The 15,000-nt window shown below is 60.4% G+C and carries 14 protein-coding genes; 13 read left to right on the top strand and 1 reads right to left on the bottom strand.

Features of this window, described 5'->3' with window-relative positions; genetic code table 11:
- Nucleotides 1-11 precede the first annotated feature (11 nt).
- The 8 genes from PVE98_RS13965 to nei all read left to right on the top strand — a co-directional run bounded on the left by PVE98_RS13965 (nt 12) and on the right by nei (nt 6,453).
- Entirely contained in the window at nt 12-755 is a 744-nt protein-coding gene (locus PVE98_RS13965) for a type 2 GTP cyclohydrolase I (protein WP_033751740.1), read from the top strand.
- Between the two features lie 136 nt (nt 756-891).
- Nucleotides 892-1,548, top strand: a complete 657-nt coding sequence (gene pxpB / locus PVE98_RS13960; RefSeq protein WP_033751738.1) for a 5-oxoprolinase subunit PxpB — start codon at nt 892-894, stop codon at nt 1,546-1,548.
- Nucleotides 1,542-2,474 (top strand): 5-oxoprolinase subunit PxpC, encoded by a 933-nt coding sequence (gene pxpC / locus PVE98_RS13955; RefSeq protein WP_033751736.1) that lies wholly within the window; start codon nt 1,542-1,544, stop codon nt 2,472-2,474. Before pxpB ends, pxpC begins: the two co-directional genes overlap by 7 nt.
- Nucleotides 2,464-3,201 carry a 5-oxoprolinase subunit PxpA gene (gene pxpA / locus PVE98_RS13950; protein ID WP_096072793.1) on the top strand — a complete coding sequence of 246 codons (738 nt, stop codon included), beginning with the start codon at nt 2,464-2,466 and terminating at the stop codon, nt 3,199-3,201. The genes pxpC and pxpA overlap by 11 nt, the downstream gene beginning before the upstream one ends.
- A gap of 54 nt (nt 3,202-3,255) precedes the next feature.
- Nucleotides 3,256-3,984 (top strand): DUF969 domain-containing protein, encoded by a 729-nt coding sequence (locus PVE98_RS13945; RefSeq protein WP_033751732.1) that lies wholly within the window; start codon nt 3,256-3,258, stop codon nt 3,982-3,984.
- Complete coding sequence (locus PVE98_RS13940) at nt 3,984-5,000, top strand: DUF979 domain-containing protein (protein ID WP_096072794.1); 1,017 nt, start codon at nt 3,984-3,986, stop codon at nt 4,998-5,000. Before PVE98_RS13945 ends, PVE98_RS13940 begins: the two co-directional genes overlap by 1 nt.
- Before the next feature lie 7 nt (nt 5,001-5,007).
- Nucleotides 5,008-5,655, top strand: a complete 648-nt coding sequence (gene pcp, locus PVE98_RS13935) for a pyroglutamyl-peptidase I (protein ID WP_033751727.1) — start codon at nt 5,008-5,010, stop codon at nt 5,653-5,655.
- Nucleotides 5,656-5,664: 9 nt separating this feature from the next.
- Complete coding sequence (nei, locus tag PVE98_RS13930) at nt 5,665-6,453, top strand: endonuclease VIII (RefSeq protein WP_033751725.1); 789 nt, start codon at nt 5,665-5,667, stop codon at nt 6,451-6,453.
- 379 nt (nt 6,454-6,832) lie between these two features.
- Here nei and PVE98_RS13925 read toward each other — a convergent pair whose 3' ends face one another.
- Nucleotides 6,833-8,116 (bottom strand): citrate synthase, encoded by a 1,284-nt coding sequence (locus PVE98_RS13925; RefSeq protein ID WP_033751723.1) that lies wholly within the window; start codon nt 8,114-8,116, stop codon nt 6,833-6,835.
- Nucleotides 8,117-8,749: 633 nt separating this feature from the next.
- Here PVE98_RS13925 and sdhC point away from each other — a divergent pair.
- The 5 genes from sdhC to sucA all read left to right on the top strand — a co-directional run bounded on the left by sdhC (nt 8,750) and on the right by sucA (nt 14,989).
- The gene (gene sdhC / locus PVE98_RS13920; RefSeq protein WP_033751718.1) at nt 8,750-9,139 is read left to right on the top strand and encodes a succinate dehydrogenase cytochrome b556 subunit; all 390 of its coding nucleotides are present in this window, start codon (nt 8,750-8,752) and stop codon (nt 9,137-9,139) included.
- Nucleotides 9,133-9,480 carry a succinate dehydrogenase membrane anchor subunit gene (gene sdhD / locus PVE98_RS13915; RefSeq protein ID WP_033751715.1) on the top strand — a complete coding sequence of 116 codons (348 nt, stop codon included), beginning with the start codon at nt 9,133-9,135 and terminating at the stop codon, nt 9,478-9,480. Before sdhC ends, sdhD begins: the two co-directional genes overlap by 7 nt.
- On the top strand, nt 9,481-11,247 hold the full coding sequence (sdhA, locus tag PVE98_RS13910; RefSeq protein ID WP_033751712.1) for a succinate dehydrogenase flavoprotein subunit: 1,767 nt from the start codon (nt 9,481-9,483) through the stop codon (nt 11,245-11,247).
- A gap of 14 nt (nt 11,248-11,261) precedes the next feature.
- The gene (locus PVE98_RS13905; RefSeq protein ID WP_048786915.1) at nt 11,262-11,978 is read left to right on the top strand and encodes a succinate dehydrogenase iron-sulfur subunit; all 717 of its coding nucleotides are present in this window, start codon (nt 11,262-11,264) and stop codon (nt 11,976-11,978) included.
- Between the two features lie 203 nt (nt 11,979-12,181).
- Nucleotides 12,182-14,989: a 2-oxoglutarate dehydrogenase E1 component gene (gene sucA, locus PVE98_RS13900; RefSeq protein ID WP_033751706.1), complete on the top strand. Its 2,808-nt coding sequence runs from the start codon at nt 12,182-12,184 to the stop codon at nt 14,987-14,989.
- The last annotated feature ends 11 nt before the right edge of the window (nt 14,990-15,000 follow it).

Below are 15,000 nucleotides of genomic sequence, written 5' to 3'. Positions count from 1 at the left end.
ATGGAGCCGTTATGAATCATTACGAACTGGAAAAGATCGTCAACCAGCAGCTCAACAGCGGCGCCTTCAGCGACTACGCGCCCAACGGTCTGCAGGTTGAGGGACGAACCGAGGTTAAAACTCTGATCACCGGCGTGACCGCCTGCCAGGCGCTGGTGGATGAAGCCGTGGCGCGCAACGCCGATGCGATTCTGGTGCATCACGGCTATTTCTGGAAAAGCGAGCCGGCGGTCATCACTGGCATGAAGCGCAAACGCCTGCGCGCGCTGCTGGCGAACGATATCAATCTTTACGGCTGGCATCTGCCGCTCGACGCCCATCCGACGCTGGGTAATAACGCCCAGCTGGCGAAGCTGCTGGATATCGAGGTGAAAGGCGAGGTGCAGCCGCTGGTCTTCTGGGGCGAACTGGCTACGCCGCTGAGCGGCGAGGCGCTGGCGCAGCGTATCGAGGAAAAACTGGGTCGCACGCCGCTGCACTGCGGCGATAATGCCCCGGCGCAGATCCGTCGCGTCGCCTGGTGCAGCGGCGGCGGCCAGGGGTTTATCGACAGCGCGGCCGCATTTGGCGTCGATGCTTATATCACCGGCGAAGTCTCCGAGCAGACGATTCACAGCGCCCGCGAGCAGGGACTTCACTTCTTCGCCGCCGGCCATCACGCTACCGAACGCGGCGGCATCAAAGCGCTGGGTGAGTGGCTGGCCAGCGAGCATGGTCTGGACGTAACTTTTATCGATATTCCCAATCCCGCCTGATTTTTCTCCTCCACTGCGCCCGCTTTCGGGCGCAAATCTGTTGACACCGTTCTGACACTTTCGCATAACTATTCGCTTTCTTCTGATAATCGTCAGCCGCCGCGCACGTCGCGCAGCGGAAAAGTGGAGGTGGGATTTGCAACGAGCACGATGTTATCTGCTTGGCGAACAGGCGGTGGTGCTGGAGCTTGAACCACCGGTATCGCTGCAAAGCCAGCAGCGCATTTGGGGATTAACGCAGCATCTGCAGCAGCATGAGCAGGTGGCGGAAGTGATCCCAGGCATGAACAACATCACGCTGCTGCTGCGCGACCCGCAGCAGAACGCGCTGGACGCCATCGAACATTTGCAGCGCTGGTGGGAAGAGAGCGAGGCGCTGGAGGCGACGTCGCGGCTGGTGGAGATCCCGGTGATCTACGGCAACGAGGCTGGGCCGGATCTGCAGGTGGTGGCTGACCACGCCGGCCTGACGCCGCAGCAGGTGGTGGAGCTGCACAGCAGCACTGACTACGTGGTCTATTTTATCGGCTTTCAGCCGGGATTCCCCTATCTGGGCGGCCTTGACGACCGTCTCCACACGCCGCGCCGCGCCGAACCGCGCCTGAGCGTGCCGGCCGGCTCGGTGGGCATCGGCGGCAGCCAGACAGGCATCTATCCGCTCGCCACGCCGGGCGGCTGGCAGCTGCTGGGGCGAACCCCCGTCGCGCTGTTTAATCCGCAGCAGCAGCCCCCGACGCTGCTGCGTCCCGGCGACAGCGTGCGCTTTGTGCCGCAAAAGGAGGGCATATGTTGAGGATCCTGCGCGCCGGACTGGCGACCACGCTTCAGGACAGCGGCCGCACCGGCTGGCGGCAGTCCGGCATCAGCGTCGGCGGGGTGCTCGACCTGCCTGCGATGCGCACCGCCAACCTGCTGGTCGGCAACGCGCCGGACAGCGCGGTGCTGGAAATCGTACTGGGCCAGTTCAAGGCCGAGTTTATGCGCGACGGCTGGTTCGCTCTGACCGGCGCCGCCTGCAATGCCGAACTGGACGATAAACCGGTCTGGACCGGCTGGCGGCTGCCGGTGAAGAAAGGGCAGGTGCTGACGCTCTCCATGCCGCTGCACGGCATGCGCAGCTATCTGGCGATCCACGGCGGCTTCGACGTCGCGCCGATGCTCGGCTCCCTCAGCACCGATCTGAAAGCGGGCTTCGGCGGCTGGGAAGGACGCAAGCTGGAAGATGGCGATCGCTTGCCGCTCGGCAAGCCGACGCGGGCCTTTACGCGCAAAGCGGGCGTTCGCCAGCTGCTGTGGGGCAATCGCATCCGCGCGCTGCCGGGGCCGGAATATCACGAGTTCAGCCGCGAGGCGCAGCAGGCCTTCTGGCGCACGCCCTGGCTGCTTAGTCCGCAGAGCAACCGCATGGGCTACCGTTTGCAGGGACCGGAGCTAAAGCGCGAAACCGCGCGCGAGCTGCTGTCGCACGGGCTGGTGCCCGGCGTGGTGCAGGTGCCGCCGAACGGTCAGCCGATCGTGCTGATGGCCGATGCGCAGACCACCGGCGGCTATCCGCGAATCGCCTGCGTGATCGACGCCGATCTCTATCAGCTGGCGCAGATCCGTCTGGGCGAGCCGATTCACTTTCTCCAGTGTTCGCTGCCGGTCGCGATGCAGGCTCGCATGCATCAGCGGCGCGCGCTGGAGCATATGGCATGGGGACTTGCTAATGAAAACTGATTTGAACGCCGATCTCGGCGAAGGCGGCGACAGCGATCGCGCGCTGCTGCAGCTGGTCAGCTCGGCCAATATCGCCTGCGGCTTTCACGCTGGCGACGCGCAGACCATGCTGCAGTCGGTGCGCTGGGCGAAAGAATTCGGCGTAGCCATCGGCGCGCATCCCAGCTTCCCTGATCGTGAGAACTTCGGCCGCACCGCCATGCAGCTGCCGCCGGAAACGGTCTACGCGCAGATGATCTATCAGATCGGCGCACTGAAAAGCCTGGCGGAAAGCGAAGGCGAGCGGCTGGCGCACGTTAAGCCACACGGCATGCTCTATAACCAGGCCGCCGTCGACGCGACGCTGGCGGACGCCATCGCGCGCGCGGTCAAGGCGATCGACGCGGATCTGATCCTGGTCGGGCTGGCGGGCAGCGAATCGATCCGCGCCGCCGCGCGCCATGGGCTGCGCACGCGCGAAGAGGTCTTCGCCGATCGCGGCTACCTCAGCAGCGGCGCGCTGGTGCCGCGCAGTCAGCCGGGCGCGATGATTGAAGAAGAGGCGCGCGCTATCCAGCAGACGCTGACCATGGTGAAAGAGGGAAGGGTAGAGAGCGTCAGCGGCGAGTGGGTCGCGGTTAACGCGCAGACCGTTTGTCTGCACGGTGACGGCGCGCACGCGCTGCTGTTTGCAGAGCGCCTGCGCGACCTCTTCGCCGCCGAGCAGATCGCCGTCACCAGCGCCTGAATTTTCATTTTTTGCCCGGCCTCGCAGCCGGGCTTTTTCAACATAAGGGTAAACATGGATAACGTGATAAACCTCTGGCCGCTTCTGGGCATTGCGGCAATCGTCGTCGGCTTTTTGCTGCGCTTCAATCCGGTGCTGGTGGTGATTGTCGCCGGCTTCGTCACCGGCTTTGCCGCGCTGATGCCGCTGGGCGATATTCTGGAAAAACTGGGTGCGGGCTTTCTCAATACGCGCAATCTGCCGCTGATCCTGCTGCTGCCGCTGGCAGTCATCGGCCTGCTGGAGCGGCACGGCCTGAAAGAGCGCGCGCAGGCCTGGATCGCGCAGATCAAAACCGCCACCGCCGGACGCCTGCTGATCGTCTATCTCTTTGTGCGCGAGGTGACGGCGGCGCTCGGCCTGACCAGCCTCGGCGGTCATCCGCAGATGGTGCGTCCGCTGCTGGCCCCGATGGCGGAAGGCGCGACCGAAAACCGCTATGGCGAGGTATCGCCGGAGGTGCGGCATCGTCTGCGCGCCATGTCGGCGGCGACGGATAACGTCGGGCTCTTCTTCGGCGAAGATATTTTCGTCGCCTTCGGCGCGATTATCTTTATGCACAATTTTATGCTGGAGTCGGCCAATATTCAGACCGAGCCGCTGCATATCGCCGTCTGGGGCATTCCTACCGCGGTGGCGGCCTTTCTTATCCATTCGACGCGCCTGGTGCGTCTCGATCGTCGGCTGGCGCGCGAGCTGCAGGCGTTGAACAACGACGCGCTGAAAGCGAAAGGAGGTCGCTAATGTTTCAACAACAGTATCTGATGTGGCTGGCTGGCCTGATTCTGCTGGTGGTCGCCGTCCTCTCCTGGCGCGATGCGCATAATCCGCGCCGCTTCACCACCGGCCTGTTCTGGGCGCTGTACGGCCTGATTTTTCTGGTCGGCGACTGGACCACGCAGCTGATGAGCACGCTATTCGGCACCACAGAGCTGGGCACGCGCTATCTGCACATCGGCGTCGGCGTGCTGGTGGTGGCGATGGCGCTGATCGCCGGCTGCGGCGGCGTGCGCCTCGGACGCTACCATCAGCGCAGCGACGAGGAGAAGCAGCTCAGCGCCCGCCGCCTCGGCAACCGGCTTTTCCTGCCCGCGCTGGCGATTCCGGTGGTGACGGTCATCGGCGTGCTCGCCTTTAACCATATTCCCGGCCTGCAGGAAGCGGTATTCGGCGCAGGCAACCATTCAACGCTGGTGACGCTCTTCTCCATGATGATCGGCTGTCTGCTTGGCTGGCTGATTGCGCTGAAGATGACGCACGAGAAGCCGGTGCAGTCGATGCAGGAGACGCGACGCCTGCTGGATGCCATCGGCTGGGCCTTTATCCTGCCGCAAATTCTCGCCACCCTTGGCCTGCTGTTCACCAGCGCCGGCGTCGGCAGCGCCATTTCCCATCTCACGGAGAACTATCTGGCGGTCGATAACCGCTTTGTTGCCGTCACGGTCTACGCTGTCGGCATGGCGCTGCTGACCATGGTGATGGGCAACGCCTTCGCCGCATTCCCGATTATTACCGCTGGCGTCGGCATTCCTATTCTGGTGCTGCAGCATCATGGCGATCCCGCCGTGATGGCGGCGATCGGCATGTTCTCGGGCTACTGCGGCACGCTGATGACGCCGATGGCGGCCAACTTCAATATCGTGCCTGCCGCGCTGCTGGAGCTGCCGGATCGCAACGCGGTGATCAAGGCTCAGGTGCCGACCGGTGTGCTACTGTTAATCGTTAACGTATTTCTGCTCTATTTCCTGATGTTCCGGTGAGGTCAGTATGAAGACGGTATTAGTGACGGCGTTCGAACCCTTCGGCGGCGAAACGATCAATCCCTCGTGGGAAGCGGTGCGTGCGCTCGAAGGCAAAGCGATCGGCGGCGCGCGCATCGTGGCGCGTCAGCTGCCGGTGGTCTTTAGCGACGTGCTCGGCGTGCTCTATGCCGCCATGGATGAAGTCGAGCCCGATTTGATTCTCTCGGTCGGCCAGGCGGGCGGGCGCAGCGATATCACCGTCGAGCGCATCGGCATTAACGTTGACGACGCGCGTATCGCCGATAACGCAGGACAGCAGCCGGTGGACGAGCCGATCGTGGCGGACGGCCCGGCGGGCTATTTTTCCACGCTGCCGATTAAGGCGATTGTCGCCGCGGTGCGTGCGGCCGGGATCCCCGCGTCGGTGTCGCAAACCGCCGGCACCTTTACCTGCAATCGCGTGATGTACGGTCTGCTGCACCGGCTGCATTCTCAGGGCAACCGCGTGCGTGGCGGCTTCGTGCATATTCCCTATCTGCCGGAGCAGGCGGCGCAGCATCCCGGCGCGCCGAGTATGGCGCGCGATCACGTGATGCAGGCGCTGGAGATCGCGATCCGCGTCTCGCTGGAGACGGAAACGGACCTGAAAGTCGGCGGCGGCGCCACGCACTAAGAGACGACTATGCCTGAAGGACCGGAGATCCGCCGCGCGGCGGATCAGCTTGAGGAAGCCATTGTCGGCAAACCGTTGACGGATGTCTGGTTTGCCTTTCCTGAACTCAAGACCTACGAACCCGCGCTGCTGGGCGAGCAGGTCAACGCCATCGAGACGCGCGGCAAAGCGCTGCTGACGCACTTTTCCAACGGCCTGACGCTCTATAGCCATAACCAGCTGTACGGCGTCTGGCGCGTGGTGGAGAGCGGCACGGTGCCGGAAACCAAACGTCAGCTGCGCGTGCGGCTGGCGGTCGCCGATCGCGCCATTTTGCTCTACAGCGCCTCCGATATCGAACTGCTGAACGCCGAGTCGCTGGCGGCGCATCCGTTTTTAAATCGCGTTGGCCCCGACGTGCTCGATGCGCAGCTTGACGTGGCGACGGTGCGCGAGCGGCTACTGTCGCCGCGCTTTCGCCGTCGTCAGTTCAGCGGGCTGCTGCTCGATCAGGCGTTTCTGGCGGGGCTGGGCAACTATCTGCGCGTGGAGATCCTCTGGCAGGCGGGCCTGCTGGCGCAGCATCGCGCGCAGGATTTAACGGATGAGCAGCTTGACGTGCTCAGCGAGGCGCTGCTGGCGATACCGCGTCACTCCTACCGGATGCGCGGCACGATGAAGAAGTACCATCACGGCGCGGCGTTTCGCTTTGAGGTGTTTCATCGCCAGGGCAAGAAGTGCCGCCGCTGCGGCGAGATTATTCAGAAGGGGACGCTGTCGTCGCGGCCGTTTTACTGGTGTCCGGGCTGCCAGCACTGAGATAAAAGTGCGCACAATTTACCCTTACAGGCGGATCAAAAGCTTAGGGAGTGGGTAACCGGACCCGAGGAGCAAAGCGTCGCGCGCCGAGCTGGCAAGGATGCCGTTTTTTGCGTCTTTGCGATCGGGTCCGGTTACCCGCGACCGGCACCTTTCCTCCAGACAATGGAATCTCACCACCATAAAAAAAGCGGAGATTTCTCTCCGCTCATAGTCTGATATATCGAGCCGACGCGGGTAACATAGCCCGATCGCAAAGTCGCTTTACGCATCCCTGCTCGCTCGTCCCACGCCATCCCTGGCGTGGGACGCTTTGCTCTTCGGGCCATGTTACCCGCTCTTCAGGCTTCTGTGCGGCCTGAAGCAGAGTCCGCTGCGGTTATTTCTTCAGCGCAGACGTAAACTCACGCTCGGTATAGCCGGTATAGAGCTGACGCGGACGCGCAATTTTCATGCCTTCGTCATGCATCTCTTTCCAGTGGGCGATCCAGCCGACGGTACGCGCCATGGCGAAAATCACGGTAAACATCGAAGACGGTATACCCATCGCTTTCAGAATAATGCCGGAGTAGAAATCGACGTTCGGATAGAGTTTACGCTCGATAAAGTAGGGGTCGTTCAGCGCGATATGTTCCAGCTCCATCGCCACTTCCAGCAGGTCATCCTTCATGCCCAGTTCGTTCAGCACTTCATGGCAGGTCTCACGCATCACGGTGGCGCGCGGGTCGTAGTTCTTGTAAACGCGGTGACCAAAGCCCATCAGGCGGAAAGAGTCGTTTTTATCTTTCGCGCGACGCACAAACTCCGGAATATGCTCAACGGTGCTGATCTCTTCCAGCATACGCAGGGTGGCTTCGTTTGCGCCGCCGTGCGCCGGTCCCCACAGCGAGGCGATGCCCGCGGCGATACAGGCGAACGGGTTGGCGCCGGACGAGCCTGCGGTGCGCACGGTAGAAGTCGAGGCGTTCTGCTCATGGTCGGCGTGCAGGATCAGAATACGGTCCATCGCGCGTTCCAGCACCGGGTTCACCTTGTACTCTTCGCAAGGGGTGGCGAACATCATATGCAGGAAATTGCCGGCGTAGGAGAGATCGTTGCGCGGATAAACGAAAGGCTGACCGATAGAATATTTGTAACACATCGCCGCCATGGTCGGCATCTTCGACAGCAGACGGAACGCGGCGATTTCACGGTGACGCTCGTTATTCACATCCAGCGAATCGTGATAGAAGGCAGCCAGCGCGCCGGTCACGCCGCACATCACCGCCATTGGGTGAGAGTCGCGACGGAAGCCGTGGAACAGACGGGTAATCTGCTCATGGATCATGGTATGACGGGTTACGGTCTCGCGGAACTCTTCAAACTGCTTCTGCGTCGGCGCTTCGCCGTTCAGCAGGATATAGCACACTTCCAGATAGTTAGAGTGGGTCGCCAACTGATCGATAGGGAAGCCGCGATGCAGCAGAATGCCTTCATCGCCGTCGATAAAGGTGATTTTGGATTCGCAGGACGCTGTAGAGGTGAAACCCGGGTCAAAGGTGAAAAGGCCGCTGGAGCCCAGGGCGCGGACATCAACCACATCCTGCCCAAGTGTGCCTTGCAGCACGTCCAGCTCAAGAGCCGTGTCATCTTGTAGGGTTAGCGTCACTTTTTTATCTGTCATTTTCGTCTCCATAGCGCCTTATGTAAGTATGGATCTTAGACACCTGAAAAGCGGTCATGTTGCGGTCGCCATTAACTTCACAATAACACTCTGCGGTAACAACGCGGGTGCAGGGTACAGAGTGAGAGGCGTTTCCCGGCAGGGAACGTGGCAGTCATGAAATTCTGCATATCGCGGTTGTTAAAGATCCGGTCTGGACATAACTTTCTGGTAATCAACAACCTGTTGTTTTAGGGTGCTCATAACCAGAATGTTACATAACTTGTGCTTAGGGGAAAGTGTATCCCCATAACTTTTGTGCATCACTGGGGTTTGATGCCCTAGTTTGTAACTGAATTGTTGAACTTTTGTCAAATCAGATAATTAAATTTGTATTAAATGTGAAATTCGTGAGTCGGATCACTGTTTCACGCAAATGTACCCAAAGAGATTGTAGGGTAATTGTAATAAGAATGTGATCGTCCTATACTGCCGCCAGGTCTCCGGAAACCCCCTGACACCAGGAGCCACCCAGCGTTTCTACCGCGTCAATTAACACTGGATGTTGCTGATTTGGTGACGGTTAAAGTCTGAACACACCTGTGATTCGACTCCGCCTCAGGGACCGGAGGAAGCAAAATAAAAAAGAGCTGTGTGGGCAAAACCGTGAAAAAACAAAGACCTGTCAACTTGGATCTCTCGACGATCCGGTTTCCCGTTACTGCAATATCGTCCATTCTCCACCGCGTTTCCGGCGTCATAACCTTTGTGGCTCTCGGTATCCTGCTCTGGTTGCTGGGCACTTCTCTCTCTTCCCCGGAAGGTTTCCAGCACGCTGCCGCCATTATGGATAGCTTCTTCGTGAAGTTTATTCTCTGGGGCATCCTTACCGCGCTGGCATTCCACACGGTGGGCGGGATTCGTCATATGTTGATGGACTTTGGTTACCTTGCTGAGACGCTGGCTATCGGCCGCCAATCCGCCTGGGTCACCTTCGGCATTACTGTCGTGCTTTCAATCCTGGCAGGAGTTCTCGTATGGTAAGCAATGCATCCTCGTTGGGCCGCAACGGCATTCAGGACTGGCTGCTGCTGCGCGCTTCGGCAATCCTCATTACGCTCTACATCCTCTACATCGTGGGCTTTATCGCCCTGACCGACACGCTGACCTATGATGTCTGGCGCGGCTTCTTCGCCTCGTCTTTCACCAAAGTGTTCACTCTGCTGACGCTGTTCTCGATTCTGATCCACGGCTGGATTGGAATGTGGCAGGTGCTGACCGACTACGTAAAAGGTCTGGCCGTGCGTCTGATTCTGCAGTTTGCGATTGTGATCGCGCTGTTGTCGTATGCAATTTATGGAACTGTTGTGGTGTGGGGTGTGTAAATGAATTTGCCAGTCAGAGAATTTGATGCCGTGGTGATCGGCGCAGGCGGCGCGGGAATGCGCGCCGCACTGCAAATCTCCCAGTCGGGCCAGACCTGCGCCCTGCTGTCGAAAGTCTTCCCGACCCGTTCCCACACCGTGTCTGCGCAGGGCGGCATTACCGTCGCGCTCGGCAACACCCATGAAGATAACTGGGAATGGCATATGTACGACACCGTCAAAGGTTCCGACTATATCGGCGACCAGGACGCGATCGAATATATGTGTAAAACCGGCCCGGAAGCGATTCTGGAGCTGGAACATATGGGTCTGCCGTTCTCCCGTCTGGAGGATGGCCGCGTTTATCAGCGCCCGTTTGGCGGCCAGTCGAAAAATTTCGGCGGCGAGCAGGCGGCACGCACTGCGGCGGCGGCTGACCGTACCGGCCATGCGCTGCTGCATACGCTCTATCAGCAGAACCTGAAAAACAAAACCACCATCTTCTCCGAATGGTATGCGCTCGACCTGGTGAAAAATCAGGACGGCGCCATCGTCGGCTGTACGGCGATCTGCATTGAAACCGGCGAAACCGTCTACTTCAAAGCCAAAGCGACCATTCTGGCCACCGGCGGCGCCGGCCGTATCTATCAGTCCACCACCAACGCCCATATCAACACCGGCGACGGCGTCGGTATGGCGCTGCGCGCAGGCGTGCCGGTGCAGGATATGGAGATGTGGCAGTTCCACCCGACCGGCATCGCCGGCGCGGGCGTGCTGGTAACCGAAGGCTGCCGTGGCGAAGGCGGCTACCTGCTGAACAAACATGGCGAGCGCTTTATGGAGCGTTACGCGCCGAACGCCAAAGATCTGGCGGGCCGTGACGTGGTCGCGCGCTCAATGATGATCGAAATCCGCGAAGGCCGCGGCTGCGACGGCCCGTGGGGCCCGCACATCAAACTGAAGCTCGATCACCTGGGCGCCGAAGTGCTGGAGTCGCGTCTGCCGGGCATCCTCGAGCTGTCGCGCACCTTTGCGCACGCCGATCCGATCAAAGAGCCGATTCCGGTGATCCCGACCTGCCACTATATGATGGGCGGCATTCCGACCAAAGTGACCGGCCAGGCGCTGCGCGTCAACGCGCAGGGCGAAGATGAAGTGATTCCCGGCCTGTTCGCCGTCGGTGAAATCGCCTGCGTCTCGGTGCACGGCGCCAACCGTCTCGGCGGCAACTCGCTGCTGGACCTGGTGGTATTCGGCCGCGCGGCCGGCGTGCATCTGATGGAGTGCATCGAACAGCAGGGTCCGCTGCGCGACGCCACGCTGGATGAAATCGACGCCGCCATGGCGCGCTTCAACCGCTGGGAAAGCAACACCACCGGCGAAGATCCGGTAGAAATTCGTAAAGCGCTGCAGCGCTGCATGCAGAACAACTTCTCAGTATTCCGCGAAGGCGATGCGATGAAGCAGGGTCTGGAAGAGCTGAAACAGATTCGCGAGCGTCTGAAATCAGCCCGTCTGGATGACCGTTCACCGGACTTCAATACCCAGCGTATTGAGTGCCTGGAGCTGGATAACCTGATGGAAACGGCTTACGCCACGGCGGTTGCGGCGAACTTCCGCACCGAAAGCCGCGGCGCGCACAGTCGATTCGACTTCCCGGATCGCGATGATGAAAACTGGTTGTGCCACAGTCTCTACGTCCCCGAAACCGAGAGCATGACGCGCCGCGAGGTGAACATGCAGCCGAAACTGCGCGCGGCCTTCCCGCCGAAAGTGCGTACCTACTAATAGCGGAGACGATCATGAAACTCGAGTTTTCAATTTATCGCTACAATCCTGAAGTCGACGCCGCGCCGCGCATGCAGGATTACACGCTGGAATCGGAAGACGGCCGCGACATGATGCTGCTGGACGCGCTTATCCGGCTGAAAGAGAAAGATCCGACGCTGGCGTTTCGTCGCTCCTGCCGTGAAGGCGTGTGCGGTTCCGACGGCCTCAATATGAACGGCAAAAACGGCCTGGCGTGCATCACGCCGGTGTCGGCGCTGGGCAACGGCACGAAGAAGATCGTCATTCGTCCGCTGCCGGGCCTGCCGGTGGTTCGCGACCTGGTCGTGGATATGGGGCAATTCTACGCGCAGTATGAGAAGATTAAGCCTTACCTGTTGAATAACGGAGAGAATCCGCCGGCGCGCGAACATCTGCAGTCGCCTGGCGAGCGCGAGCATCTGGATGGTTTGTACGAGTGTATTCTCTGCGCCTGCTGCTCGACTTCCTGTCCGTCGTTCTGGTGGAATCCGGACAAGTTCGTCGGTCCTGCGGGTCTGCTGGCCGCGTATCGCTTCATCATCGACAGCCGCGACACCGAAAGTGAAGCGCGTCTGGACAATCTGAGTGACGCTTTCAGCGTTTTCCGCTGTCACAGCATTATGAACTGTGTGAGCGTGTGTCCGAAAGGGCTGAACCCGACGCGCGCCATCGGCCATATCAAGTCGATGCTGCTGCAGCGGGGCGCGTAAAACAGTATCCGTCCGGGAACCTCAGGTTCCCGGCGTTTTACGGAAGCCTTGCTAAGCGCGGCGACGCCACGCTTAGCAAGGTTCCCTTACGGGCAGGGCGCGTGTGAGCGCACAGGCTCGTATCGCTGAACTCACTACGGCAAACCGCGAAAGCGGCAACAAATGAAACCTCAAAAAAGCATAGTAATGCTTAAGGGATCACAATGCAGAACAGCGCGATGAAGCCCTGGCTGGACTCCTCCTGGCTGGCCGGCGCGAACCAGTCTTACATAGAGCAACTCTATGAGGATTTCCTGACCGATCCGGACTCTGTCGATGCAGTGTGGCGCACGATGTTCCAACAGCTGCCGGGCACCGGCGTGAAACCTGAACAGTTTCACTCCACCACGCGCGAATACTTTCGTCGCCTGGCGAAAGATGCATCTCGTTACACCTCCACCGTCTCCGATCCGGCCGCCAATTCAAAGCAGGTAAAAGTCCTGCAGCTGATTAACGCCTTTCGTTTTCGCGGCCATCAGCATGCGAATCTCGACCCGCTTGGCCTGTGGAAGCAGGATCGCGTCGCTGACCTCGATCCCGCTTTTCACGATCTGACCGACGCCGATTTTCAGGAAAGCTTTAACGTAGGCTCTTTCGCCATCGGCAAAGAGACCATGAAGCTGGCCGACCTCTTCGATGCGCTGCAGCAGACCTATTGCGGCTCTATCGGCGCAGAGTACATGCACATCAACAACACCGAAGAGAAGCGCTGGATCCAGCAGCGTCTTGAATCGGCGGCGGGCCGTGCAGCTTTCAGCAGCGAAGAGAAAAAAGGTTTCCTGAAAGAGCTGACCGCAGCGGAAGGGCTGGAAAAATACCTGGGCGCGAAATTCCCGGGCGCGAAACGCTTCTCGCTGGAGGGCGGCGACGCGCTGATCCCGATGCTGCGCGAAATGATCCGCCACGCGGGCAAGAGCGGCACGCGCGAAGTGGTGCTGGGTATGGCGCACCGCGGTCGCCTTAACGTGCTGATCAACGTGCTGGGCAAAAAGCCGCAGGATCTCTTCGACGAGTTCTCCGGCAAGCATAAAGATCACCTCGGCACCGGCGACGTGAAATACCATATGGGCTTCTCGTCTGACGTAGAGACCGAAGGCGGTCTGGTGCATCTGGCGCTGGCGTTCAACCCGTCGCATCTGGAAATCGTCAGTCCGGTCGTCATGGGCTCGGTGCGCGCGCGTCTCGATCGTCTCGATTCGCCGGGCAGCAACCAGGTACTGCCGATCACTATCCACGGCGACGCCGCGGTTATCGGCCAGGGCGTGGTGCAGGAAACCCTGAACATGTCTCAGGCGCGCGGCTATGAAGTCGGCGGCACCGTCCGTATCGTGATCAACAACCAGGTGGGCTTTACCACCTCCAACCCGCGCGACGCCCGTTCGACGCCGTACTGTACCGATATCGGTAAAATGGTGCTGGCGCCGATCTTCCACGTCAACGCGGACGACCCGGAAGCGGTAGCGTTTGTCACGCGTCTGGCGCTCGATTATCGCAACACCTTCAAGCGCGACGTCTTTATCGATCTGGTTTGCTACCGTCGTCACGGCCATAACGAAGCCGACGAGCCGAGCGCGACCCAGCCGCTGATGTATCAGAAGATCAAAAAGCATCCGACGCCGCGTAAGCTCTATGCCGATCGTCTGGCGGCGGAAGGCTCTGCCAGCGCGGAAGATGCGACCGAAATGGTCAATCTCTATCGCGATGCGCTGGACGCGGGCGAATGCGTGGTAGCCGAATGGCGCCCGATGAGCCTGCACTCCTTTACCTGGTCGCCTTACCTCAACCATGAGTGGGACGAGAGCTACCCGGCCACCGTCGAACCAAAACGTCTGCAGGAGCTGGCGCGCCGCATCAGCCAAATCCCGGACGCGGTCGAAGTACAGGCGCGCGTGGCGAAAATCTACAACGACCGTAAAGAGATGGCCGAAGGCAACAAGCCTTTCGACTGGGGCGGCGCCGAGAATCTGGCCTACGCCACGCTGGTGGATGAGGGCATTCCGGTGCGTCTCTCCGGCGAAGACTCCGGCCGCGGCACCTTCTTCCACCGTCATGCGGTGATCCACAACCAGGCTAACGGCTCAACCTACACGCCGCTGCACCATATCCATAATGGACAGGGTCAGTTCAAGGTGTGGGACTCCGTGCTGTCGGAAGAGGCGGTGCTGGCGTTCGAATATGGCTACGCCACCGCAGAGCCGCGCACCCTGACCATCTGGGAAGCGCAGTTCGGCGACTTCGCCAACGGCGCGCAGGTGGTGATCGACCAGTTCATCAGCTCCGGCGAGCAGAAGTGGGGGCGTATGTGCGGCCTGGTGATGCTGCTGCCGCACGGCTACGAAGGCCAGGGCCCGGAACACTCCTCCGCGCGTCTGGAGCGCTATCTGCAACTCTGCGCCGAGCAGAACATGCAGGTGTGCGTGCCCTCCACGCCGGCGCAGGTTTACCACATGCTGCGTCGTCAGGCGCTGCGCGGTATGCGCCGTCCGCTGATCGTCATGTCGCCGAAATCGCTGCTGCGTCATCCGCTGGCGATCTCGTCGCTGGACGAGCTGGCCAACGGCAGCTTCCAGCCCGCTATCGGCGAAATCGACGCGCTCGATCCGCAGCAGGTAAAACGCGTAGTGCTCTGCTCCGGCAAGGTCTACTACGATCTGCTGGAGCAGCGTCGCAAAAACGAGCAGACCGATGTCGCCATCGTGCGCATCGAGCAGCTCTATCCGTTCCCGCATAAAGCGGTGCAGGAAGCGTTAAAAGATTATGCCCATGTGCAGGATTTCGTCTGGTGTCAGGAAGAGCCGCTGAATCAGGGCGCATGGTATTGTAGCCAGCATCACTTCCGCGAAGTGGTTCCGTTTGGCGCGTCGCTGCGCTATGCGGGCCGTCCGGCCTCCGCTTCGCCGGCCGTGGGCTATATGTCCGTACATCAACAACAGCAGCAAGACCTGGTTAATGACGCGCTGAACCTTGGTTAATTTAAAAGGAA

Source organism: Pantoea sp. GABEPS69 (assembly GCF_045780835.1).
Lineage (GTDB): Bacteria > Pseudomonadota > Gammaproteobacteria > Enterobacterales > Enterobacteriaceae > Pantoea > Pantoea septica.
Note: the sequence above shows the minus strand (reverse complement) of the source record. Positions and strands in the feature narration are given on the sequence as shown.